The organism is Brevibacillus brevis (assembly GCF_900637055.1).
In the GTDB taxonomy this organism is placed as follows: Bacteria; Bacillota; Bacilli; order Brevibacillales; family Brevibacillaceae; genus Brevibacillus; species Brevibacillus brevis.
This window is the reverse complement of the sequence record NZ_LR134338.1, coordinates 6117420-6141880: the sequence shown is the minus strand read 5'-3', so window position 1 is coordinate 6141880 and position 24461 is coordinate 6117420. Positions and strand designations below refer to the sequence as shown.

23 protein-coding genes are annotated in these 24461 nt (G+C 49.9%); 21 read left to right on the top strand and 2 right to left on the bottom strand.

Annotation, left to right across the window (positions count from 1 at the left end):
- The first annotated feature begins 42 nt into the window (after window positions 1–42).
- The 4 genes from EL268_RS29840 (at window position 43) to spoIIR (ending at window position 3620) form a co-directional block, all read left to right on the top strand.
- Window positions 43–546 (top strand): sporulation protein, encoded by a 504-nt coding sequence (locus EL268_RS29840; RefSeq protein ID WP_106654788.1) that lies wholly within the window; start codon window positions 43–45, stop codon window positions 544–546.
- A 235-nt stretch (window positions 547–781) separates the two neighbouring features.
- Entirely contained in the window at window positions 782–1858 is a 1077-nt protein-coding gene (gene prfA / locus EL268_RS29835; protein ID WP_047069834.1) for a peptide chain release factor 1, read from the top strand.
- Entirely contained in the window at window positions 1842–2732 is an 891-nt protein-coding gene (gene prmC / locus EL268_RS29830; protein ID WP_106654787.1) for a peptide chain release factor N(5)-glutamine methyltransferase, read from the top strand. The genes prfA and prmC overlap by 17 nt, the downstream gene beginning before the upstream one ends.
- Before the next feature lie 111 nt (window positions 2733–2843).
- The gene (gene spoIIR, locus EL268_RS29825) at window positions 2844–3620 is read left to right on the top strand and encodes a stage II sporulation protein R (RefSeq protein ID WP_106654786.1); all 777 of its coding nucleotides are present in this window, start codon (window positions 2844–2846) and stop codon (window positions 3618–3620) included.
- 58 nt (window positions 3621–3678) lie between these two features.
- On the opposite strand, the gene EL268_RS29820 is transcribed toward spoIIR, so the two are convergent.
- The gene (locus EL268_RS29820; protein ID WP_106654785.1) at window positions 3679–4476 is read right to left on the bottom strand and encodes a DUF3298 and DUF4163 domain-containing protein; all 798 of its coding nucleotides are present in this window, start codon (window positions 4474–4476) and stop codon (window positions 3679–3681) included.
- Window positions 4477–4706: 230 nt separating this feature from the next.
- On the opposite strand from EL268_RS29820, the gene EL268_RS29815 reads away from it, so the two are divergent.
- The 9 genes from EL268_RS29815 to EL268_RS29775 all read left to right on the top strand — a co-directional run bounded on the left by EL268_RS29815 (window position 4707) and on the right by EL268_RS29775 (window position 14708).
- Complete coding sequence (locus EL268_RS29815; RefSeq protein ID WP_106654784.1) at window positions 4707–5786, top strand: L-threonylcarbamoyladenylate synthase; 1080 nt, start codon at window positions 4707–4709, stop codon at window positions 5784–5786.
- Window positions 5787–5842: 56 nt separating this feature from the next.
- A complete protein-coding gene (locus tag EL268_RS29810) occupies window positions 5843–6403 on the top strand; it encodes a manganese efflux pump MntP (RefSeq protein WP_106654783.1) in 561 nt (186 codons plus the stop codon).
- Between the two features lie 33 nt (window positions 6404–6436).
- Window positions 6437–6907 (top strand): low molecular weight protein arginine phosphatase, encoded by a 471-nt coding sequence (locus tag EL268_RS29805; RefSeq protein WP_106654782.1) that lies wholly within the window; start codon window positions 6437–6439, stop codon window positions 6905–6907.
- Window positions 6908–7047: 140 nt separating this feature from the next.
- Complete coding sequence (gene rpiB, locus EL268_RS29800) at window positions 7048–7503, top strand: ribose 5-phosphate isomerase B (RefSeq protein ID WP_007725502.1); 456 nt, start codon at window positions 7048–7050, stop codon at window positions 7501–7503.
- Window positions 7504–8073, top strand: coding sequence for a TIGR01440 family protein (locus EL268_RS29795; protein ID WP_106654781.1), 570 nt, complete (start codon window positions 7504–7506; stop codon window positions 8071–8073). It begins immediately after the preceding gene.
- A 19-nt stretch (window positions 8074–8092) separates the two neighbouring features.
- Window positions 8093–9343: a serine hydroxymethyltransferase gene (locus EL268_RS29790; protein ID WP_106654780.1), complete on the top strand. Its 1251-nt coding sequence runs from the start codon at window positions 8093–8095 to the stop codon at window positions 9341–9343.
- A 181-nt stretch (window positions 9344–9524) separates the two neighbouring features.
- Window positions 9525–10154 (top strand): uracil phosphoribosyltransferase, encoded by a 630-nt coding sequence (gene upp, locus EL268_RS29785; protein WP_047069825.1) that lies wholly within the window; start codon window positions 9525–9527, stop codon window positions 10152–10154.
- Window positions 10155–10172: 18 nt separating this feature from the next.
- Window positions 10173–11321, top strand: coding sequence for a non-hydrolyzing UDP-N-acetylglucosamine 2-epimerase (wecB, locus tag EL268_RS29780; RefSeq protein WP_106654779.1), 1149 nt, complete (start codon window positions 10173–10175; stop codon window positions 11319–11321).
- A gap of 222 nt (window positions 11322–11543) precedes the next feature.
- Entirely contained in the window at window positions 11544–14708 is a 3165-nt protein-coding gene (locus tag EL268_RS29775; RefSeq protein ID WP_106654778.1) for a phosphodiester glycosidase family protein, read from the top strand.
- A gap of 140 nt (window positions 14709–14848) precedes the next feature.
- On the opposite strand, the gene EL268_RS29770 is transcribed toward EL268_RS29775, so the two are convergent.
- Entirely contained in the window at window positions 14849–15040 is a 192-nt protein-coding gene (locus EL268_RS29770; protein WP_106654777.1) for a hypothetical protein, read from the bottom strand.
- A gap of 91 nt (window positions 15041–15131) precedes the next feature.
- Here EL268_RS29770 and bioA point away from each other — a divergent pair, with 91 nt between their 5' ends.
- The 8 genes from bioA to EL268_RS29730 all read left to right on the top strand — a co-directional run bounded on the left by bioA (window position 15132) and on the right by EL268_RS29730 (window position 24420).
- Window positions 15132–16514 carry an adenosylmethionine--8-amino-7-oxononanoate transaminase gene (gene bioA / locus EL268_RS29765; protein WP_106654776.1) on the top strand — a complete coding sequence of 461 codons (1383 nt, stop codon included), beginning with the start codon at window positions 15132–15134 and terminating at the stop codon, window positions 16512–16514.
- 5 nt (window positions 16515–16519) lie between these two features.
- Window positions 16520–17239 carry a dethiobiotin synthase gene (bioD, locus tag EL268_RS29760; protein ID WP_106654775.1) on the top strand — a complete coding sequence of 240 codons (720 nt, stop codon included), beginning with the start codon at window positions 16520–16522 and terminating at the stop codon, window positions 17237–17239.
- A gap of 20 nt (window positions 17240–17259) precedes the next feature.
- Window positions 17260–18255, top strand: coding sequence for a biotin synthase BioB (bioB, locus tag EL268_RS29755; RefSeq protein ID WP_106654774.1), 996 nt, complete (start codon window positions 17260–17262; stop codon window positions 18253–18255).
- A 15-nt stretch (window positions 18256–18270) separates the two neighbouring features.
- A complete protein-coding gene (bioF, locus tag EL268_RS29750; protein ID WP_106654773.1) occupies window positions 18271–19470 on the top strand; it encodes an 8-amino-7-oxononanoate synthase in 1200 nt (399 codons plus the stop codon).
- On the top strand, window positions 19467–20204 hold the full coding sequence (locus tag EL268_RS29745; protein ID WP_106654772.1) for an alpha/beta fold hydrolase: 738 nt from the start codon (window positions 19467–19469) through the stop codon (window positions 20202–20204). Before bioF ends, EL268_RS29745 begins: the two co-directional genes overlap by 4 nt.
- On the top strand, window positions 20173–20991 hold the full coding sequence (gene bioC, locus EL268_RS29740) for a malonyl-ACP O-methyltransferase BioC (protein ID WP_106654771.1): 819 nt from the start codon (window positions 20173–20175) through the stop codon (window positions 20989–20991). The genes EL268_RS29745 and bioC overlap by 32 nt, the downstream gene beginning before the upstream one ends.
- A 100-nt stretch (window positions 20992–21091) precedes the next feature.
- Window positions 21092–23080, top strand: coding sequence for an ABC transporter substrate-binding protein (locus EL268_RS29735; RefSeq protein ID WP_106654770.1), 1989 nt, complete (start codon window positions 21092–21094; stop codon window positions 23078–23080).
- 149 nt (window positions 23081–23229) lie between these two features.
- Window positions 23230–24420 carry an acetyl-CoA C-acetyltransferase gene (locus EL268_RS29730; protein WP_106654769.1) on the top strand — a complete coding sequence of 397 codons (1191 nt, stop codon included), beginning with the start codon at window positions 23230–23232 and terminating at the stop codon, window positions 24418–24420.
- The last annotated feature ends 41 nt before the right edge of the window (window positions 24421–24461 follow it).

The following is a 24461-nucleotide window of genomic DNA, read 5'->3' as shown; positions in this document are numbered from 1 at the left end:
GAGGCGATGCGCAGACTAAGCAAAACAGGAGGTGGCTTTTTCATGTGGACACAACCTAATTGGCTTTTACGCAGCTCGCGTGTCGTTCTGGGCTTGGTTGTACTTACGACTGTCCTCACTGTCGGATGCGGGGGAAATACGGCTAGGCAGCAGGGCTACAGTCCGGATATGAGGAATACGCAGCACGATATGAAGATCAGAGGGGATCAAAGTGGCAATACCCTGCAAGGACGTGCGCCTGTTGCTGCGGATCGTGACCCGTTAATGGGGCGCAATCAAAATCCGAATATGGTTATCGGCCACTGGAACTCACGCAATACCCAAGTCTACGCGACCAATATGGAGAGGATCGCCATGTCGGTAGAAGGTGTGGAAAATGCTCGCATCACACTCAGCGATGCCAATGCATATGTTACTCTTGACCTTGTGCATAACATCACTGCGAATCAAGCGCGAACCATCGAGCAGCAGGTGATTTCGCTTCTTCAGGAAAGAATCCCGCGTTACGATTTTCACTTAACCTCGCATGACGGTTACCATCGCTGACAGGTGAGCAGGACGTATGTAGCAAGGCTCGGCATAGCCGGGCCTGTTTGGCATCGGTAAAACATTTCCAGTAATAATGCGCTTTGACTTCTTGCGCCATTCCTCCTATAATTTATCTGTTATAACCGTTTTTATGGTAGATAGCATTTTATCGCAATTCATATCTAACATACATGCTACCAAGGCTTCGCCTGCGCCAAAAGGCTATTATTCTTTGCGATGGGGTGAAATAAAAATGTTTACACGCTTATCTGCAGTCGAAGAGCGTTTTGAAGAAGTAACCAACCTCCTATGTGACCCCGACGTCATTAGTGATACAAAACGCTTGCGTGAACTGTCCAAGGAACAATCTTCGTTGGAAGAGACGGTAACGACATACCGTGAATATAAATCAGTGGTGAGTCAAATCGACGACGCGAAAGCGATGCTGGAAGAGAAGCTGGATGACGAGATGCGTGAAATGGTCAAGCTCGAGCTCAATGAATTGTCAGCACGCAAGGAACAACTGGAAGATCGCTTGAAGATCCTGTTGCTTCCAAAAGACCCGAACGATGAGAAAAACGTGATTGTGGAAATCCGCGGTGCTGCGGGTGGCGATGAAGCTGCACTGTTTGCCGCTGTGCTTTTCCGTATGTACACGCGTTTTGCAGAGCGCAACGCTTTTAAAATTGAAGTGTTGGAGGCAAGCCCAACCGATATCGGCGGATACAAGGAAATTGTCTTCTCGCTGTCCGGTCGTGGTGCCTACAGCAAAATGAAATTCGAAAGCGGCGCGCATCGTGTGCAACGCATCCCGGCTACCGAATCCGGCGGACGCATCCATACTTCTACTGCGACTGTACTGGTTCTGCCAGAAGCAGAAGACGTGGAAGTGGAAGTACACGAAAAAGATATCCGCATCGATACGTTCTGCTCCAGTGGTGCAGGCGGTCAGAGCGTTAACACGACCAAGTCTGCGGTTCGCGTAACGCATATTCCTACAGGTATCATGGTTTCTTGTCAGGACGAGAAATCCCAGCATTCCAATAAAGACAAAGCGCTGCGTGTATTGCGCGCTCGTCTGTATGATTTCTACATGCAACAACAAAATGCGGAAGCAGATGCTACGCGCAAAAGCTTGGTGGGTACTGGTGACCGAAGCGAGCGCATCCGCACGTACAATTATCCACAAAGCCGCGTGACCGACCACCGCATCGGTCTGACCCTGCACCGACTGGAATCGGTATTGGAAGGCGAATTGGATGAAGTGATCGACAACCTGATCCTGCATGAACAAACGGAGCTTTTGAAAAGCCATGCACACTCAGCTTGATTGGTCTGATGTCACGACGATTCGAGAAGCCCTCTTACGGGCTTCTTCCTTTTTGCGGGAAAAAGGGACAAAGGATCCTTTGTTCGAAGCGGAGCTAATGATTCGTCACTGTCTCGACTGGGATCGGACGCGCTTTTTAATGGCGATGACGGATTCTATCGATGCAGAAACATTGGGGAAGCTGGACGGACTGTGCATGCGCAGGGCGAATAACGAGCCATTGCAATACATGTTTGGCGAACAGGAGTTTTACGGGCGTTCTTTTACGGTGCGACCAGGTGTGCTGATCCCTAGGCCGGAAACGGAAATACTGGTGGAGCAAGTGATGGCTGCCGCTGCAAAGCTCTGGCCTGAGCGGGAAGAGCTGGCGGTGGTGGATATCGGCACAGGGAGCGGAGCCATCTGCATTACGCTCGCGTTAGAAAAACCGCAATGGCGCGTGACTACGGTGGACCTGTCTCCTGAGGCAACGGCAATCGCTCGGGAAAATGCAAGTCGTCTTGGTGCAGATGTCCGCTTTCTACAAGGGGATTTGGTGCAGCCGCTTTTGGAAGCAGGCGAAAAGGTAGACATCCTCGTGTCCAATCCGCCTTATATCCCGAGTCGTGATGTCGAGGAGCTGGACGATGAAGTGCGCGTACATGAACCTCGCTTGGCTTTGGATGGCGGCGAAGATGGTCTGGATTGCTATCGTCGACTGTGTGAGGCGTTGCCGAATCTATTGAAAGAAAGAGCGGTCGTAGCGTTTGAGGTAGGCATTTATCAGGCTGGAGATGTAGCGGCATTGATGCGGGCATCCGGTGTCATGGATGAAGTAGAGATTGTTCCAGATTTGGCGGGGATCGAGCGGGTTGTTATCGGAGTGAGACGATAGCGCTGACTCGTCTCGCCTTTTTTACATAGGGAATGAATGTTTGAAATCGTGTGAATCTGTCCATACTGATTGCTAAAGAGAGAAGATCAGTATAGAGGGAGACGGATAACGATGAAACGGATGTTGTTGATGGCATTTAGCCTGTTTATGCTTATGATGAGCTGGGAGGGACAGCTTACTTCGGCCAATGTGTTGGATAATGGGCCGATCCCTCAGGAATCCGTTCGCTTGCGTATTATTGCGAACAGCGATTCTGTCCAAGATCAATGGTTAAAGCGCGAAGTCAGAGATGCGATTATCGCTCAAATGAATACGTGGGCGGAAGATATCGAGACTTTGGAGGAAGCAGAGCTAGTGATTCAATCACAATTGCCTGTCCTTCAACAAGTCGTAGACAAAACGATCAAGGAGCGCGGTTTTTCGTACAAAGCTGTAATCGACTTTGGCCAAGTCCCTTTTCCGACGAAGCTGTACGGCTCCTATGTGTATCCTGCGGGTAATTACCGAGCAGTCCGTGTTCAAATTGGAGAGGCAAAAGGTCAAAACTGGTGGTGTGTCCTGTTCCCGCCGCTCTGCTTTATTGACATGTCCAATGGCGACGCTGTACAAGCCGAGCCAACTCCAGAGCCTGAAGAATCGGAGCAAACGACAGCAGCTGTACCAGAGGAAGACTATGATCGGTTTGATAGAAAGCCAGTAGCGGTCTTACCCTTAGAAGAGAACGAAGTAGGGCGACATTCCGAATCAAATAGTGTGGACGCTGAGCAAACAAAAGTAGAGGCAGAAGAGTCCGAAGAGGTAGAAAAAGTAAAGGAAATAACCGCCTCTGCTCCTGAAGTAGAAGTGAGATTTTACTTATGGGAAAAAATTGAGAGCTGGCTCTCCTAAGCTGGACATAAAAAACGACACCCGCCGCATGTGCAGGTGTCGTTTTGAATTGCTATCCTTACTTTTTGAACAAAGCCTCACGAATCTCAGGCTTCAACAGACCTTGGTAACGATGAGCAGGGATCGCGAACTCTGGCATTCCTGCTGCATAAGCGGCAATTTCGTATTGACCAAAGTGGATCATCAAGTTGCCATCTTTAAAGGAGAATCCTTGATCCTCTCTGATGCTTTCGAATCCATCGTAAGGATTAAAGCCATCCGTCTGGGTTTTTTCTTTGATTTGTTGTGCAATGATTTGAGTGAGAATGGTACGGTAGTCATAGCCAGACTGGAACAGGTCAGCCAGCTTCAATTGTTTTGCCTTGGCTTGATTATCGATGGTGTAATACGTAACATCCGTCATGCCATGTGCTCCGCCTGTATAAATGTATGTCTGTACCGAGAAAGAAACGAGCTTGCCGGCATTGTGTACCTCATAGGAGATGTCGAGCGAATGAGGACGTGGCTCCCAGCCGTGTTTTTTCGCTTCTGCCGCATCTTCTTTGCCGGCTTTTTGTCCTTCCGCCAAGCCTGTTTGTGCTTCTTTCAGCAGAGTAGCGTTCAGTTTTGCTTCAAAAGCTTTATCCTTCATCCCGCTAATCACTGGGATGGATACTTTACCTTGAAATTCTTTCGTATCGACCGTAATGGTTTTTGGTGTGAACACGACACCGTTAGCTTGTGGCTTTGGCGCTTGTACAGCAGGCTTTGTGGAGGGTGCAGGTGAAGCAGGTGCTGCAAATACTGGAGCAGCGACGGCTGTTAACAATACAGCTGTGCCAAGCAGGCTGGAAGCTAAGGATTTAAAAGATGACATTTCATTCACGGTCCTTTCGATAAAGGGAAAGTTATTGTTTTGTTTTCGTATTCATTCTACTACAAGCCTATGACGGATGAAGTTAAAAAAAGGTAACAATGTTCCGTTTTCCACGCTGTTCAGAAAAGTTATTCACAAGTTACCCACAGCCTGTTGAAAACTTTTTGGTGCACATCTATACTTAAGGCACTCCTTACAAAGAAACGAGCTAGAGAAAGGATTTTTTAACGATGGAAATGAATTTTGTGACAAAAGTCTGGTCTGTGGATAACGATGTGGAAAATCAGCATAGTTGTGCACAGATTGTGGATGCAGCCCGTTTTCTTCGAGAAGGGGCAGTTGTCGCGTTTCCCACGGAGACGGTTTACGGCTTGGGAGCGAATGCATTATCAGATGAAGCAGTGGAAAAAATATTTACAGCAAAAGGCAGACCCAGCGATAATCCGCTGATTGTACATATTGGAGCGTGGGACCAGTTGTCCACGGTAGCAAGTGAGGTTCCGGAGAAAGGGAAAAAGCTGATGGAGGCGTTTTGGCCTGGACCCTTGACGGTGATTTTGCCAAAAACGGATCAGGTAGCTTCGCTGGTAACGGCAGGACTGGATTCAGTCGGGGTTCGCATGCCTGATCATCCGATTGCCTTGGCGCTGATAAAGGAAGCGGGAGTACCGATTGCAGCTCCGAGCGCCAATCGCTCTGGACGTCCGAGTCCAACGACAGCGGCGCATGTATTGGCTGATTTGGATGGACGCGTAGCAGGTGTGGTCGATGGTGGGGCAACAGGTGTTGGGGTAGAGTCTACTGTCATTGATGTGACGCAGGACCCGCCTATGATTCTGCGGCCAGGGGGCATCACACGGGAGCAAATGGAACCAGTGATTGGCTATGTGGAACTCGACCCTTCTTTTCAAGTGGGAGCAGCCGAGGCACCGCGCTCTCCAGGGATGAAATATACGCATTACGCTCCTGAAGGGGAAATGTGGCTAGTGTCAGGAGAGAGTGAAAAAGTTCGGGTGAAAATGGAAGACATGCTGCAACAGGCGAAGCAGCACGGTCAAAAAACGGGTGTGCTCGCAAAGGAAGAAACAGCTCCGTTTTGGCAAAGCCACGCGGCGGCAGATGTCGTTCTGGTGGTCGGATCACAAGCGGATCTGGAAGTGGTTGCCCAACAGCTTTATGCTGTGCTGCGGGAATTCGACGACCAAGAAGTGCAGTATATTGTTGGTGAGACTTTCCCGCGAAACGGGTTGGGTATGGCTGTGATGAATCGCTTGGAAAAGGCTGCTGGAGGCCGTGTCTTGTCCGTGTAAACCTGTCCTAAACTCCCCCTTGTCCGCATAAGGTGAAGAGACGGGAGGGGAGCTGCTTGGACCAGGTGTTATTCCAATGGGGGCAATTTTTGACGTTGCTCATTATTGCTTTCGCCTTAAGTATGGATGCCTTTTCGTTGGGAATTGGCGTAGGAATGGTCGGGATTCGGTTACGAGAGATTGTCAAAGTAAGTATCACCATCGGACTGTTTCACATTATGATGCCGATCATTGGGATTGTCGTTGGAGCATACTTGTCCGATTTGGTTGGAGATATAGCCGTGTTTATTGGCGGCGGTGTCCTGATGATCATTGGCTTGCATATGCTATGGAATGGCTTCGTCCAAGGGGATCAAAAAAGTGTGTTGAAGACAAAAGGGTTCGGACTTATGCTCTTCGCATTAAGTGTCAGCCTGGATGCTTTCACCGTCGGCTTCTCGTTCGGCTTGATCGAGGTCAATCGAATTTTGGCCATCTCCCTTTTTGGAATCATGGGTGCCACCATGTCTTACTTCGGTTTATTGTTAGGCAGGAGTGTGGGAGGGTGGCTTGGGGATTATAGCGAATTAGTAGGTGGACTTATTTTGTTTGGTTTTGGGTTAAAATTTATGATATAACCGGACTAATTAAGAGGAGAGGAGGAACGATACGTGAAACGGATACTATTCGTCTGTACGGGAAATACGTGCCGAAGCCCGATGGCAGAAGCGATGTTCCGTGCGAAGACAGACGGACAGGGACTTGAGATACGCTCAGCTGGAGTGGCGGCATTTGCCGGTCAGGATGCCTCCTTGCACGCCAAACAAGTATTAGATGAGCGAGGAATTGCCCACGATCATAAGGCCAGCAAGGTAGACGAAGGGTTGATTGAATGGTCTGATGTCATTTTGACGATGACGCACGGTCATAAGCGCGCGATCTTGACGTATTTCCCCTCAGCGGCTGAAAAGGTTCATACCCTGCAGGAGTTCGTTGGGATAGAAGGCTTTAGTGATATTGCCGATCCATATGGGGGATCACTGATGGATTATCGCAGGTGTGCCGAAGAAATCGAAGAGTCACTGGAAAGGCTCTCCATGATGTTTAAGGACCCAGGTCTTCGTAAATCAGTGGATGAATAAGGTGCTGGTGTATAGCCAGGGCCTTGTTTTTTATGAGAGTACGAACGATTTTTTAATGACCAGATAAAAATGTTCACTTTTTACTTATTGTTTTTTGATGTATACTAGACGAAGATTATGAGACAAGCGAGGGATGACAGATGAAAGTAGCACTTGCTGCTGATCACGGTGGATACAAGCTAAAAGAGGAGATCAAGACTCTGCTGGCCTCCATGAACATCCAGACGGAAGACTTCGGCTGCACCTGCGAGGAATCGGTTGATTATCCCGATTATGCTTTGCCAGTAGCAGAAAAGGTGGCAGCGGGGGAGTTTGATCGAGGCATTCTCGTTTGCGGAACAGGTATCGGCATGTCAATCGCAGCCAACAAGGTTCCAGGCATTCGTTGTGCACTCGTGCATGATACGTTTTCTGCACGCGCTACCCGTGAGCATAACAACACGAATGTGTTGGCGATGGGTGAGCGGGTCATTGGACCGGGTCTTGCGCTTGATATCGTGAAAATTTGGTTGGAAACAGAGTTTCAAGGTGGTCGCCATGAGCGTCGTGTGGAAAAAATTTCCCAAATTGAAGCGAAGCATGCGGGAGTGAAGTAAGTGGATTTATCCGCTATCGAAAAACAAATCAGTGACATTGTCGCAGAAGTAGCCGATATGGCAGAGCTTGCAGCCGGACAACTCATGGTGATTGGATGCAGTACCAGCGAGGTGCTCGGGGAGCATATCGGAAAAGCTGGCAGCCAAGATGTAGCAAAAGCTCTGTATCGTGGAATCCAATCTGTTGTAGAGAAACGCGGCTTTGCTGTTGCCTTTCAATGTTGTGAACATTTGAACAGGGCTCTGGTCGTCGAGCGCGATGTGGCATTGCGATACGGACTGGAAGAGGTTTCGGTTGTTCCCGTTCCGACTGCTGGAGGCTCTATGGCTGCGCATGCATTTACACAGTTCACGGATGCAGCCCTTGTGGAGCAAATTCGCGCGCATGCAGGCATAGACATCGGCCATACGCTTATCGGCATGCATCTAAAGCATGTGGCAGTACCGGTTCGTCCGACATTGCGTCTCATTGGACAAGCACATGTTACGGCAGCGCGCACACGTCCCAAGCTGATTGGCGGACCGCGCGCCGTGTATGAGAAGACACTACCGAATGAAAGCTGCACGTAAAAGAGGAGGAGAAACTACTATGCTAGATTTTTTGCGTAAACAAGACCCGCAAGTAATGGAAGCCATCCAATTGGAGCTCGGAAGACAACGCGACAAGATTGAGCTGATTGCTTCTGAAAACTTCGTAAGCCGCGCAGTTATGGAAGCAATGGGAACCGTTTTGACGAACAAATACGCAGAAGGTTACCCAGGCCGCCGCTATTATGGTGGTTGCGAGTATGTGGATATCGTGGAAAACATCGCGCGCGACCGCGTAAAAGAAATTTTCGGCGCTGAACATGCAAACGTACAACCACACTCCGGTGCTCAGGCGAACATGGCTGTATACTTCACGATTCTTCAGCCAGGCGACACTGTACTGGGAATGAACCTGTCCCACGGTGGTCACTTGACGCATGGTAGTGCAGTAAACTTCTCCGGTACTCTGTACAATTTCGTTGATTACGGTGTAGATGAAGATACTCACCTGATCAACTATGAAGTTGTTCGTGCAAAAGCATTGGAGCACAAGCCAAAACTGATCGTTTGTGGCGCGAGTGCTTATCCGCGTACGATTGATTTTGCCAAGTTCCGTGAGATCGCGGATGAAGTGGGCGCATACTTCATGGTGGACATGGCGCACATCGCTGGTCTGGTTGCGGCAGGTCTGCATCCAAACCCAGTACCGCACGCGCATTTCGTTACTTCTACGACGCACAAGACTCTGCGTGGACCACGTGGCGGTTTGATTTTGTGCAAAGAAGAATTCGCGAAAGGCATCGACAAATCCGTATTCCCGGGCGTTCAAGGTGGTCCGTTGATGCATGTGATCGCAGCAAAAGCGGTTGCCTTCGGCGAAAACCTGCAACCAGAGTTCAAGGATTACGCAACTCGCATCGTCAAGAATGCACGTGCATTTGCTGAGGCATTGACGGCAGAAGGACTGACGCTCGTTTCCGGCGGAACGGATAACCACCTCGTATTGGTTGATGTAAGCAAAATCGGCCTGACAGGTAAAGTCGCTGAGCATCTGTTGGACGAGGTAAGCATTACTACGAACAAGAATACCATCCCTTACGATACACAAAGCCCGTTTGTTACAAGCGGTGTCCGCATGGGTACGCCAGCAGTAACGAGCCGTGGTTTTGATGAGGAAGCAATGAAAGAAGTAGCAGCGATTATCGCTCTGACATTGAAAAACCCAGAGGATGCTGCGAAGCACGAGGAAGCACGCCAACGTGTGGCAGCTTTGTGCCAACGTTTCCCGATGTACGAAGGATTGAATATCTAAGCAAGGCAACGAGAAGCAGACCCAGTGGAAATTTTCCCATATGGGTCTGCTTTTTTTTCACTTGTCCACTGTTGATAGGGATCAAGGATGCGAAAAAGTACGAAGATTAGGCAAATTGACGGAGCCACTCTCACCAGCTATTATGGAAAGGATGCATTGATAGGGAAACGGAGGAAATGACATGAGCCGTGTATATGTGTTTGACCATCCGCTGATTCAGCATAAAGTTACGTATATTCGTGACAAGAATACAGGGACCAAGGAATTTCGCGAACTGGTAGATGAAGTGACTACTCTGATGGGCTATGAAATTACTCGTGATATGCCGTTGGAGGAAACCACCATCGAAACGCCAGTGGCTACCTGTCAGTCGAATGTAATTGCTGGTAAAAAAGTAGGGTTGGTACCGATTCTGCGTGCTGGTCTTGGTATGGTGGATGGCCTGATGAGGCTGATCCCTGCTGCCAAAGTAGGACACGTAGGTCTTTACCGTGATCCGGAAACCCTGCAGCCTGTTGAGTATTATGTGAAGCTGCCATCCGATGTTGCTGAGCGTGAGTTGATCGTAACTGACCCGATGCTGGCGACTGGTGGTTCTGCTGTTGCCGCTCTTACTGCTTTGAAAAAACGTGGAGCGAAAAACTTGAAATTGATGTGCCTCATCGCTGCTCCAGAAGGCATCAAGCTGGTTCAGGACGAGCATCCTGATGTAGATATTTACGTAGCGGCTGTTGATGAATATTTAAACGACCATGGATACATCGTGCCAGGCTTGGGCGATGCGGGTGACCGCTTGTACGGCACGAAGTAATCAGAGAGGGAAAAACGGATGAAAACTGTAAAAGTAATGACGGTATTCGGCACACGTCCGGAAGCGATTAAAATGGCGCCGCTTGTCCATGAATTGAACAAGTACAGCGAACAGATCGAATCGGTTGTTTGCGTGACGGCCCAACATCGTCAAATGCTCGATCAGGTTTTGGACATTTTTGATATTCAACCAGACATTGATTTGAACATCATGAAGGATCGCCAAACACTGGTGGGTGTAACCACTCGCGCATTGGAGAGCCTGGATGAAACGATGAAGGAAGTAAAACCAGACATTGTCCTCGTACACGGGGATACGACAACCACTTTTGTTGCGAGTCTGGCTGCTTTTTATAATCAAGTCGCGATCGGGCACGTGGAAGCGGGGTTGCGCACATGGGACAAGTACTCGCCGTTCCCGGAAGAGATGAACCGTCAGTTGACAGGGGTAATGGCTGACCTTCACTTCTCTCCGACCAATGGATCGGCTGACAATCTTCGTCGCGAAGCAAAGCCGGAAAAGAGCATCTACGTGACAGGAAATACAGCGATTGACGCGCTGAAAACAACGGTTCGCGAGGATTACACGCATCCGGTGCTTGATCGCGTAGCTGGTCAGAAGCTGGTGCTGATGACGGCACACCGCCGCGAAAATTTGGGCGAGCCGATGCGCCGTATTTTCCGTGCAGTTCGAAGACTGGTGGACGAGCATCCTGAGATTGCTGTTGTGTATCCGGTTCACTTGAATCCTGCTGTACAAGAAGTGGCGCAGGAGATTCTCGGAAACCACGATCGTATTTCGTTGATCGAACCATTGGATGCCCTTGATTTCCACAACTTCGCTCGTCGTGCCCATCTCATCCTGACCGATTCTGGCGGGGTGCAAGAGGAAGCGCCGTCTCTTGGCGTACCAGTTCTGGTTCTGCGCGATACGACAGAACGTCCTGAGGGTATTGAAGCAGGCACGTTGAAGCTCGTGGGAACCGACGAAGAGCAAGTTTATGCAATGGCAAAAGAATTGCTGACCAACCAAGCGGCTTACGATGCAATGGCGCACGCTGTCAACCCGTACGGGGATGGCGAGGCTTCCCGCCGTATCGTAGAAGCAATCCTCTATCATTTTGGTTTGCGAGCTGAACCACCAGAGCCTTTCCAACCAGGTCAGTAACATACAGCTAGGAAAACCCGCCAGGTACCGTTCGTCAAAACCGGGCGGGTTTCTTGTTGGAGAGGGATATTTTAGTTTTGATGACTGACGATTTGGTATGTTTTTCTAATAGAGAATCAAGAGAATTGGCGAAACTATCCATGACCTTTTGCGTCTAATATTTAGTTGCTTGGCTTAGAGGGTAGAAAGACAGAGTTTGGAATACGGAGAGGAGTTACCAACATGAGAGCGCAAAGGATAGTGACGCTGCTCACGGCCACGACCATGGCCTGGGGAGCTTTTGTTCCGTTTGTGCCGTTTGCGACCAATGTCGCACACGCCAGAGCGGAAACCAGTGCATTGAATATGATGTGGCAAACCCCAATTGGTGAAGGGACCACTTTGCAGAAATATACGAAATCATTTGCCAACCAAGTAGTCACGATCATGGTGACCAAGGTTGACATGAATAATCCTTACGTTGAGGTCAAACCGGTATACGGAACGAAAGGCAAGCTGACAGACAGGCAGACGGTTACACAAATGGCGCGTGAAACAGGAGCTGTAGCAGCGATCAATGCCGACTTTTTTAACATGTCGAAGCGGGGAGCGCCGTTTGGCATTGTCATGAAAGATGACGAACTCATTTCTTCCATGGGCTTGGTCTCCTACTGGTACGCGCTAGGCTTGACTGGAGACAAGATGGCTATCGTCGACAAGTTTGGCTTTGGCGGCAAGGTTACAGCTCCTAATGGCGCTACCTATTCGATTCAAGGAGTTAACAAGGAAGAGTACAACCCGAGTGATGGGCGAAAAAGTCACCAGAACCAACTGAACGTCTATACCCCTTCCTTTGGCAAAAACAGCTTGGGGACCATATCGGGCTACAAAGATGTCGTCGAGATTCTGTTTGTAGACAACGTAGCCAAAGAAGTTCGTGTGAATCAACCTGGCGTATACATACCTTACAACGGCTATGTCCTTTGGGGACATGGAGCAGCAGGAGCCTTTCTCAAACAAAACTTCCCAGTAGGCGCTACTGCAACAGTTGAGTACCAAACAACACCGCAGACACTCGACTTGAACCATGCGGTGGGTGGCAATGTCCTTTTAGTCGATCAAGGGAAAGCACTTTCGTCCTTTCCAGCGGACAAGTCCATCACGAACAAAACGGCACGCACAGCGGTCGGTGTTTCCCAGGACGGGAAGACCTTGTACATGGTCACGATCGATGCGAGCCAAGGTGTTTATTTGGACGAACTGGCAAAAATCATGGCGGAGCTCGGCTCTTATCGGGCTGTAAACTTTGACGGTGGTGGCTCTACGACCATGGCAGCTCGCATGCTGGGTGAGACACACGCGAATCTGGCGAATAAGCCGAGCGGCGGTGCTGAGCGTCGAGTGCCTACTGGACTGGCCGTATACAACACGGCACCTGCTGGAGAATTGAAAGGCTTCCAAATCGATGTACCGGCAGATGTGCTTATCGGACAATCTATCCCGCTCAGCGCATCCAAAGGATATGACGTTCATTACCAGCCATATGCGATCAATGCAGGCGACGTGAGTTGGGATGCGAGCCAGTCCGAAGCAGGAACCGTAAATGGCAAGCAATTCACACCAGCTCGCTCCGGCAAGATCACATTGACAGCGCGATTGGGCAATGTGACGCAAAATAAAGACATTCAAGTCATTTCCGGCAACGATGTCCAGCAAATCATCGTTTCCCCGAATCCGATCACGATTGCACCGGGACAATCCCTTAATCTCGATGTCAAAATCAAAACGAAGAAGGGCTCTACCGTACAAGCAACGCCACTTAGCGTAAAAGCGAGTGTCGATTCTTCTGTAGCAACGATTAACGACAATCTGCAACTGGTAGCAGGCAATGAGCCGGGCAACGGAAACCTGACGATTACGTATGATGGCGTGGCGACAACCGTACCATTTGCCGTCGGACAATTTGAGCAACCATGGCTCACCTTCGATAATCAGGCAGGCATGTACCATGCGGCAAATCCATCCAGCATCAGTTCCGCTGGCTCGTTCGCGCTCGTTTCTGATCAGACATTCCGCACGAAAAAGGCAGCGAAGCTGGTGTACAACTTCTCTGGAGCACCTGCGAACAACATGCGGATTTCGTACGGCGTTCTGGGGGCAAAGCCTGTGACCATCCCTGGCAAACCACTCGGATTGGGCTTGTGGGTCAATGGTGACAACAGCGGACATTGGCTCCGTGCAGAAGTAGTCGATGCAAACGGCAAGCCGGTCTATGTCGATCTGGCAAAAGAGATCGATTGGACAGGCTGGAAGCAGGTCAAAGGCTACTTCCCGAGCAATGTTGCGTATCCGTTGCAGCTGAAGAGTGTGTATGTCGTTGACCAAGCCAATGATGGCATTACACACGACAAAGGAACACTGTACTTCGACGAATTCTCGCTCCTCTTGGGCAACCAGACAGGTCAACCGAGCGATGCGGCCGTTGTTCCTGAACTGCCAGGCAGCATGTCCCTCGGGGCGGAGCTGGATCTCCATTATTCCTTTGCAAATACTGCACCTTACCTAGATAGTGCGCTCATTGATGTGGAGTCGATTGTGACCCAGCCAATGCCAGGCTATGTGCCTGCTGATTATTCGTTTACGATTAAGCCGGGCGAACTAAAAGCGGGACAAGAGGACGCGATTTCCACTTCTTCGATTCAGTTGACCTTAGCACCGAAGCAATGGCTCGCTGGAAAAGGCGTTGGACTCTTGTACGTAAACGAAGTGAACAATACATTGGATCCGCTGCTTGGAACCATGAATGCTCAAGGGCAGTGGGTATATGAAGTCAACGGCTACGGCAAGTACATTCCGTACTACCTAGACAATGCAGGCACGAGCAGCGCTGGATTTACCGATATCACGAAGCATCCAGCCAAGGCGGAAATCACCTACATGGCGGAAAAGGGCTACGTGAAGGGTTTGACGGAGACGACGTTCGGTCCAGAGGTTTCCTTGACCAGAGCACAGTTCGTCACCCTGCTCGCGCGCACTTTTGAATGGGACCTCCCTTCCTCGCCAAAGCTGAAATTCAAGGATAAGGTGCCTTCCTATGCGCAAGGTGCCGTACAGGTTGCTGTTTCCAAAGGCCTGGTGAAAGGGTATAAAGATAACACCTTCCGTCCGGATCAGCCAGTGACTCGCGCAGAGGCTGCAGTCATTCTCGATCGTCTCGTGAATAAAAAGGGAGCGACGAAAAAGGTATCCGATAAAGGGACCTGGCCATCCTGGGCATCTACATCCATCAACAATATGGTCGGACTCGGTCTGATTGATCCAGTTGGAGGAAATTATCAGCCGAATAAACCGACGACGAGAGCAGTGTGTGTCGTAGCGCTTTATCGCATCCTGCATCAAGATAAATAGACGGAGTATAAAAGGTCAAGCTTCTCTAACGAAGAGGAGCTTGGCCTTTTTCTGTCGCCTTCCGGAGTTTTAGAAGGTATTGATGAACTGACAAAGCTGGTGAGAAGAAAAAGTGCAGGGCTCGTAGACCTTGACAACGCCTACCCAGTCGGAACTTGCAAAAGGGGACCACGCTTGTCGAACACTTCTTCCTTGAGAAGCTTCCGCCCGTAGGGTGGCTTTGGCTCGACGGTCCCCTTTTGGAAGTGTAGACGGACAGTAAATCCCCCCTGCTGGCGTGTCAGAGTCGAAGAGAACTGCGCTTTTTCTTCTCCTCCACTATGTTGACTCAAACCAGAAGGACCTTCTTGCTAATTTTTCAAAGTCGAGAAAAAAGCTTTGCCAAAATAGGTTAACCAATTTAAAATAACGGTTAACAAATATATGTTAACCAAGGTTGTGATTTGGTTGTTAAATAATTATGCAGAGCTCTCCGCCAAAAACAAGCAATACGTTTGGCATCCCTTCACCCAAATGAAAGACTACGTCGCACAGGAGCCGTTAATTATTGCGAGAGGAGAAGGGATCAAGCTGTTCGATGTGAACGGCAAGGCTTACTACGATGGTTTTTCCTCAGTGTGGTTGAACGTCCATGGCCACAACGTTCCCGAGCTGAATCAGGCGATCACGGACCAGCTCGACCAGATTGCCCATTCTACCTTGCTCGGCATGGCAAACGTCCCATCCATTTTATTAGCGGAAAAGCTGATCCACCTCGCTCCAAAAGGATTGAGCAAAGTCTTTTACTCTGACAACGGGGCAACGGCGGTCGAAATCTCACTGAAAATGGCGTTCCAATACTGGCAAAATCGCGGGCAGACCGGCAAGCATTCGTTTATCACGATGAACAATGCCTATCACGGAGATACGATTGGAGCCACCAGTGTGGGAGCCATCCCTCTCTACCATCAGGTCTACAAACCGCTGCTCTTTTCTCCGCATGTCATTCCATACCCTTATCCATACAGGCAAGGCGGCGAAGAAGCAGCCGTTCAGGCCACATTGAGCAGTCTGGAAAGCTTGCTGAAGCAAAGAGCTCATGAGATTGCGGCGATGATCGTGGAACCAGTCGTTCAGGGAGCAAGCGGCATGATTATCATGCCGGACGGTTGCTTGAAAAAAATCGCGGAGCTGTTGCGCGCCTACGATGTATTGCTGATCGCCGACGAAGTAGCGACAGGATTTGGACGCACGGGCAAAATGTTCGCTTGTGAGCATGATGAGGTCGTGCCAGACATCATGGCGGTCGCGAAAGGGCTCACGGGAGGGTATTTGCCAGTAGCGGCTACCTTAGTAACCGAGCAGATTTATGATGCCTTTTTCGCCGACTATGAGGAACAGAAAACCTTTTTCCACGGACACTCATTCACGGGAAATCCACTTGGCTGTGCAGTTGCGCTCGCTAACCTGCGGCTGATGGAGGAGCGCGAAGTCGTTCAACAAGTAGCACAAAAAGCAATCGATCTAGATCAATTGCTAAAGCCACTTCGCGACCTGTCTCATGTAGGAGAAATCCGGCAAAAAGGCTTGATGGCGGGAATCGAGCTGGTTCGGGATAAAGAGATCAAAGAGCCTTATCACTGGAATGAGCGGGTCGGTGTGCGTGTCTGTCAGGTAGCGAGAGAAAAAGGGCTTCTGACACGACCGTTGGGCAATGTTATCGTTTTTATCCCACCGCTAGTATCTACAACCGAGGAATTGGCTGACATGGTTCGGATTTTGGCGGAATCGATTCAGGAAGTAACGTCAGGTGATACGGAGGAGTGATTGGTATGGCTGATCGGCCCTTTTCCGGATTGTTCATCACAGGAACAGATACAGGGGTGGGCAAAACGGTTGTGACTGCCGGAATCGCATCCGTGTTGCGTGAGACAGGAGTGGACATAGGGGTTTGGAAGCCAGTCCAGTCAGGTGCACGAGCACATGATGAGGGCAGTGACGCTATGCACTTGAGATCGTGGAGCGGAGTGCCTGACGCGTGTGAGGAGATAGCCCCGCTCTGTTTTGAGGCACCGCTTACCCCTTTATTGGCTGCGGAAGCAGAGGGGAAAAGCTTGACTATGGAGGAAGTACTTGCTGGAGGGCGACCTCTGATGGAACGTTATCCGGCACTCCTTGTCGAAGGAGCAGGTGGTCTGATTGTTCCATTGACCCCAACCGAAACGATGGCGGATCTTGCTGCTCGACTGAACCTGCCGATGCTCATCGTGGCTCGGGCTGGGCTCGGCACGATTAACCATACGCTCTTGTCCGTTTGGTATGCACGGGAACTCGGAATCGAAGTTGTAGGTGTCATCCTGAATCAAACCAACTCAGCTGGTGTCATCGATGAGAGTGTCAAAACAAACGCGAGCATGATTGAGAGCTATGGGGGAGTTCCCGTATGGGGCGTGCTTCCATGGATAGACCAACCGTTTGAGCGCCAGCAGTTGACACAGCTAATCCGAGAATGCGTAGACATCGGTCAGTTGTGTCAGTGGAGCCATAAATAACAAGAAGGGGAGACGAGAAAATGAAGCAAAGCACCTGTCTGGATTGGAAGGGATACGCTCATAAAGCGATGAACAAAGAAGAGTTTACGCAGGAAGAAGCAATGAAGGTGTTGCAAGCGCCAGATGATGAGCTGCTGCTGGTCATGAACGAAGCTTTTCGCGTCAGAAAGCACTTTTTCGGAAAAAAGGTCAAACTGAACATGATCATCAACGCCAAGAGTGGCCTATGCCCGGAGGATTGCGGTTACTGCTCGCAGTCGATTGTCTCGAATGCACCCGTATCCAAGTACACGATGCTGGACAAGGAGACATTGCTCGCAGGTGCGCGAGAAGCCATGAATCGAAAAGCAGGTACATACTGTATTGTCGCCTCAGGGCGTGGTCCCACGGAAAGAGAGCTGGGCCAGGTCATCGAGGCAGTCAAAGAAATCCGCGAGACGATGCCGCTGAAAATTTGCGCGTGCTTAGGGATATTAAGCGACGAACAAGCGACGCGCCTAAAAGACTCAGGTGTTCACCGCTACAACCATAATCTCAACACGAGTCGCAACCATTACGAAGCAATTACGACAACACATACGTACGATCAGCGTGTACAGACGGTTGATACCGTGAAAAGAGCAGGGATGTCGCCATGCGCAGGCGTGATCATCGGCATGGGAGAGAGCGATGAGGAGATCGTCGAAATGGCGTTTGCCCTGCGCAATCTTGACGCAGATTCCATCCCGATCAATTTTTTAAATGCGATTCCAGGAACACCGTTGGAGGATAAAGGACGCACCCCGGCAATGAAGGCTCTTCGTGTTCTAGCCTTGTTCCGGTTTATTTGCCCGGATAAAGAAATTCGCGTTGCAGGTGGTCGCGAAGTGAATTTGCGCACCTTGCAGCCGCTCTCCTTGTATGCAGCTAATTCATTGTTCGTGGGCGACTATTTGACTACGCCCGGGCAAGAAATCACGACAGACCATCAGATGATTGAAGACCTCGGGTTTGAAATCGAGCTGTGTGCGCTGTAGGACAGTAGGTCTGCCATGAACAAACGATACACATGGTTGGAAAAAGAATACGATTCATTGCGGAAACAATCGTTGGCAAGGGAATGGAATACCGTAGAGTCAGCCAGTGATCGCACAGGCACGTGGATTCAGGTCGAAGGAAAACGATTATTAAACCTGTCATCGAACAACTATTTGGGCTTGGCCCACGATCAACGAATCGTGGAAGCTGGCAAGATGGCGGCAGAGGAGTGGGGGGCAGGAGGAACTGCCTCTCGTCTCGTCCATGGCAACTACGCTTTGTACGACGAGCTGGAAAAGCAGCTTGCGGCGTGGAAAGAGCGAGAAGGTGCGCTTGTCTTTGCGAACGGCTATCAGGCAAATACGGGGGTAATTGCAGCACTTGCCGGAAGAGGCGACGCTGTTTTTAGTGATCGGTTGAATCACGCCAGCATTGTCGATGGGATCGTGCTCAGTCGGGCGGAGCATTTTCGGTACAGACATAACGACATGGAGCATCTGGAATTTTTGCTGAAAAAGCACCAGGATGCAAGACGGAAGTGGATTGTCACGGACAGCATATTCTCCATGGATGGTGATAAAGCCCCTCTTCTTGAATTGGTACAACTGCGAGATCGTTACGATGCCATGCTGATGGTTGACGAAGCCCATGCAGGGGGAGTGCGTGGTGAAGAAGGGCAGGGCTTGTGCCACGAGCTGGGCATCGCCGGACAAGTCGATGTTTTGATGGGAACCTTCAGTAAGGCATTTGGTGTTTATGGGGCATACGTATGCGCAGATGAGATCATCATTCGTTACTTGATGACAAAAGCGCGCTCACTGGTGTATTCGACAGCTCTGCCTCCTACTGTGATTGGCTCGAATCTGGCGGCGTTGTCTGTGGTGCAAACAGAGTCTTGGCGAAGAAAAGCAGTGAGGCAGAATGCGCTCATGTTTCGCCAGTTGCTTCGCTCACGCGGGTTTACCGTAGACGAAGAAGATACGCCAATCATCCCGCTCACATTAGGAGAAAATGAGTGGACTTTGCAATTCAGCAAAAGGCTTCGGCAGCGAGGGATTGCAGCAGTGGCGATTCGACCCCCTACCGTGCCAGCAGGAACCGCACGTATCCGCTTTACGGTGATGGCTGCCCATACGTTCGAAGAGCTGGAGTGGGCTTGCGAGCAAGTGAGCGATATCAGAGACGAGCTTCTTAGAGGAGGGACGATAACGTGAGAAAAGTGATGCTGTGGCTAACCGGGTGGGGAATGCCGGAATGCAGTTGGGATGCAGTTCGCTCACAATTTCCTTCCTATCAGCACATCATTCCTACTTATTCGGACGTCACTGACTCCTTGCAATTTTACGAGAGAGTAGAAGAGGCAGTCCGCTCTCTGTCGGCGCAGGAACTGATTGTTGTGGGGTGGTCCATGGGAGGCATGCTCGGAATGCGCCTCGCTGCCCAGTACCCAGTCTCAGGACTTGTTTTGATCGGCACCACAGCACGTTTTACCTGCGAACAGCAAGACCTTCGCAAAGGGTGGTATCCTGTTGTTTTGCAAAGGATGAAAAGGCAGCTTTCCGTAGCACGCGAGCGGGTGATGGACGTATTTGTCGAACAGATGCTAACACCAGGAGAGCGTGAGCTAACAGACTTGCGCGTGGGGGTGGATAGCCAGAAGTGGAGTACGGCGGCATTGATTGCGGGCTTGTCCTATTTAGAAGAAGAGGATTGCCGCCCGTTCCTGTCTTCGCTGACTACTCCCACTCTCGTTATTCATGGAACGGAGGATGCTATCTGTTCGCTCGCAGCCGGAAAAGAACTGGCGAGTAGCATTACGGGTGCGAATTTCGTGCAAATTCCTGACTGTGGTCATGCTCCGCATGTATTTGTTCCAGAGGTTGTAGGAGAATCGCTAAAGAGGATGGTGGAGCAGCTTGCAGAAGAGGGCAATCAGCAGCCGATTTAGTGAGAAGGCTGCCTCATACGAAAAATATGCACGCGTGCAAAAGAAGATGGCCGATCATGTGAGTCAAATGGTGACAGAAATAACGAACGAGAATGAGGTGCGAAACATTCTGGAGATTGGCTGCGGGACAGGGGGATTAACCCGCGTCATTCGCAGCCATTTTTCTGATGCCCATTACGAAGCGGTAGAGATGGCGTCAGGTATGCTGGAGCAGGCAAGGAACAATCTGGAGCAGTACGGCCTGATTTGCTCATTTTTTCAAGCCGATGCCGAAGAATGGGTTTGGGAACAACAGGCGAAGTCGAAGGATTTGATCGTTTCAGGAGCGTGTTTTCAGTGGTTTGCCAAGCCAGCGCATACGCTAAAAGGATTGGGAAGAATCCTGAAGCCCGGAGCACCTTTGGTATTTTCGACATTTGGACCCGATACTTTTTGGGAGCTGCATGATTCGTTTGCGAATGCACATGCGATTTTGGGGGAAAAGGGAGTACGCCATGGCTTGGAGTTTCTCTCTGCACGTGATTGGCACGGGCTTTTGGAGCAAGCAGGGTTTACGGATATAGAGGTGATTAGGAAATATGAACGGCTAACTTATCCGGGGGTACGGGAGTTCTTGCATGCCGTGAAAGCAGTGGGCGCCAGTGCAAGTATGGAGCAAGGGAGCGGTCTTGGGCGCAGAAAACTTCTTGGAGAAATGATTCGTTACTATGAGCAGACGTATAAAAGAGAAACGGGGATTCCAGTCACCTACGAAGTTATTTACGTTCGCGCCGTTTCATCGATGTAATGCGCTTTCTATAGATATTTGCTATAGAAATGAGAATGGTTATCAAATAGAATGAATAGAAGAACGATGGGAGGGCTATCAAGGAGTTGATTGTAGGACAATGAACGTGAATGATCATATTTTTCTATGGAATCAGGCAAGTGTGCGATTACATGATGTACGGCATATCGTCATGCGAGCCGGAGAGCAGCTGCGATCCTATCAATTGCCGGCTAGTGCCTTTCTATTCTCGGTGAGGGGCAGTGGGCTGATTCGTCTTGATGGGAATGCGCATGCTATTAAGAATTGCTATATGGCCCATGCTGGCAAAGGTACTTACGTGGATATCGAGGAAATCAAGGGTGAGCTGGAATACTATCTGATTTTATACAAAGCTCATTTGCCGTTGCCTTGTCGGCAAGAGCTGCTACGTTTACTGGAGCAAACACAACCTTTTCACATCCAATACGGCTTTACTCCCATGCATCAGGCAAATGTATTTGTCGCAATATCACGTATGCAGCAAGCATGGAATCAGAACGGCAACCTGGACAAGCTGCGAGCCAAGGCCCTGCTTTATCAACTCGTATGTGAGCTAATGGCACAGATGGAGTCGCAAGGAATCGGAGTAACGGTACCGAATTTGGTCGTTCAGGCCGTCAGGTATATCGAGGAGCATTACGCAGAGGCTTTCACACTCGATGATTTTGCCGCGCTCTTAAACTGTAGTCCCCGATCCCTGCAACGCACTTTTAAAGCCCAGCTAGCGGTCGGTCCTATCGACTATCTGATCCAGGTGCGCATACAAAAAGCGCAGGAACTGCTGCGTCAAACGAATTTGGGGCTTAAAGAGGTAGCGGAATCAGTAGGTTATACAGACAGCTATTATTTCAGTCGTATCTTTAAAAAATATACAGGCTTCTCCCCTTCTGTGTATAAGGAAAATCAGCTGACATCGGAAATTCGTCGCCAAAGTCCATCACTCTTGTCGCGATATTCCATTGCTGGTCAAAAGCTGTGGAAATATAATGATCACATTGAAAATGAAAATCAAAGTCATTTGCGATCAAGAGATGGGGGAGCCGTACCGATGTATAAGAGTACAAAAGCGATGCTGGCGCTGAATCTGATGCTTAGCCTTACCTTGCTGCTCGGAGCCTGCTCAGCTGGCGGCACGAATACTAGCAATACGGGGAGTACAGCCACTGGCGCTACGAATCAGGTAGCGACGCAGTCGAATACAACGCAACCCGCCGCGAATCAAGAAGCGAAGAAAAGCGAACCGCGTACGATTAAGCACATGAAAGGCGAGCTGAAGCTTGATTTTAAACCAGTGAGAATCGCCGTGCTGGATACACAATATGCAGATCAAATGATTGCCTTGGGCGAATTGCCTGCAGGCAGTGTGATTACAACGGGGGACGGTACGAAGTTTCCCGAGTATCTCATGGACAAACTAAAAGATGTACATGTACTCGGGACAAAGGACGAGCCTAATTCCGAAGCGGTCGTAGCTATGGAGCCTGACTTGATTATTTGCACGGAGTTCCAGGATAAAATCTATGATAACCTGTCCAAAATCGCTCCAACCATTATGTTTGGTCGAAACGAGGACTGGCGGGAGACACTGCTTACATTCGGAAAAATTCTTGAAAAAGAACAAGAAGCTGAGCAAATCGTAAAGGACTACCAGGAGAAAACGAGCAAATTGAAAGCGGAACTGGCAACCAAACTCAAGGGTGAGTCTGTCGCACTGATTCGTCCGCGTGACAATGCCATTCGACTGCATACCATTGAACACCGTACAGCTGCCATCTTATATACCGATTTGGGGCTGACTCCGCCTAAGCAAGCCATGGATAAATCAGATACTGCTACGATGATTTCGCTAGAGGTAATGCCAGAGCTGAAGGCTGGTCACTTGTTTGTCGTAACGGACAAAGCCAATCAAGCATTGACAGATGAGTACAAAAACAGCTCCATTTGGAAAGGCTTGAAAGCTGCCAAGGAAAACAAGGTCTACGAGGTAAACACCACGGTGTGGATCGCCTATTACGGCCCGATTGCCATTAATAACGTCGTCGACGAGATTGCAGAAGCACTCCTGTAAAAAACGGGACCGTCACTCTCTTATTCTCATGAGAGGTGACGGTTTTTTCATCATGATGGAAAGAAAGCGATTTCTTTGCAGGAATTATCCGCAAAAGATGGAATTTTAAGAAGGTTGCCTATCCTGTGTATTCGAGGGGTGTGTGGAAGATGAGTCAAAGAGAAATCGTCATTGCGAGTGCTGTGCGCACTGCTATAGGTAGCTTTCAAGGAACGCTTGCAGGTGTCAGCGCGACAAAGCTGGGCGGGATTGTACTGGAAGCAGCGCTAGAACGTGCAGGTGTTTCCAAGGATGCGGTCGATGAAGTGATTATGGGGAATGTACTGTCAGCAGGCTTGGGTCAAAATCCGGCGCGCCAGGCTTCTATTCACGCTGGCCTTGCTCATGAAGTTCCCTCCCTGACAATCAACAAGGTTTGTGGTTCAGGTCTAAAAGCCGTTCATCTGGCCGTTCAGTCAATCCTTGCAGGTGAGGCAGAAGTTGTCTTGGCTGGTGGGATGGAAAATATGAGCCAGGCACCATACTTAATGGAAGGTGCGCGCTCAGGCTACCGCATGGGAGATCAGAAAGTTGTAGACTCCATGATTCGTGACGGGCTGTGGTGTGCTTTCAACGACTACCACATGGGCATTACAGCGGAGAATCTTTGCACCAAATACGAAATCGGACGCGAAGAGCAGGATGAATTTTCAGCGTGGAGCCAGGAAAAAGCTCAGCAAGCGCTCACTAGCGGCCGTTTTCAAGAAGAAATCGTGCCGGTCCCGATTCCGCAGCGCAAGGTTGATCCGGTGCTGTTTGCCGTGGACGAATTCCCGCGTGCTGGCGTGACAGCCGAAGCGCTAGGCAAGCTGAAGCCTGCATTTAAAAAGGATGGAACTGTGACAGCTGGAAATGCATCCGGCATCAACGATGGAGCAGCAGCTCTCTTGATTATGACACGCGAGAAGGCAGAAGAGCTGGGAGTGAAGCCTCTAGCCCGTATCGTAGCCAATGCGAGTGCAGGTGTTGATCCGAGCATTATGGGGTACGGTCCTGTTCCTGCGACTAAACGCGTACTGGAAAAAGCGGGACTGTCGATTGCTGACATCGATTTGATCGAAGCAAACGAAGCTTTTGCCGTCCAATCGCTGTCTGTTGGCAAAGCATTAGGCTTTGATCGCGAGAAGCTGAATGTCAACGGCGGAGCCATTGCTTTGGGACATCCAATCGGTGCGAGTGGCGCGAGAATTTTGGTCACGCTCGTGCATGAATTGCAAAAGCGCGAAGGGGCAAAATATGGGTTAGCGACTCTTTGCATTGGTGGTGGACAAGGGGTCTCCACAATTGTCGAGAAAATTTAATTTTTAAATTGTGAACGCTTTGTGTACACAGAAACGCTTGC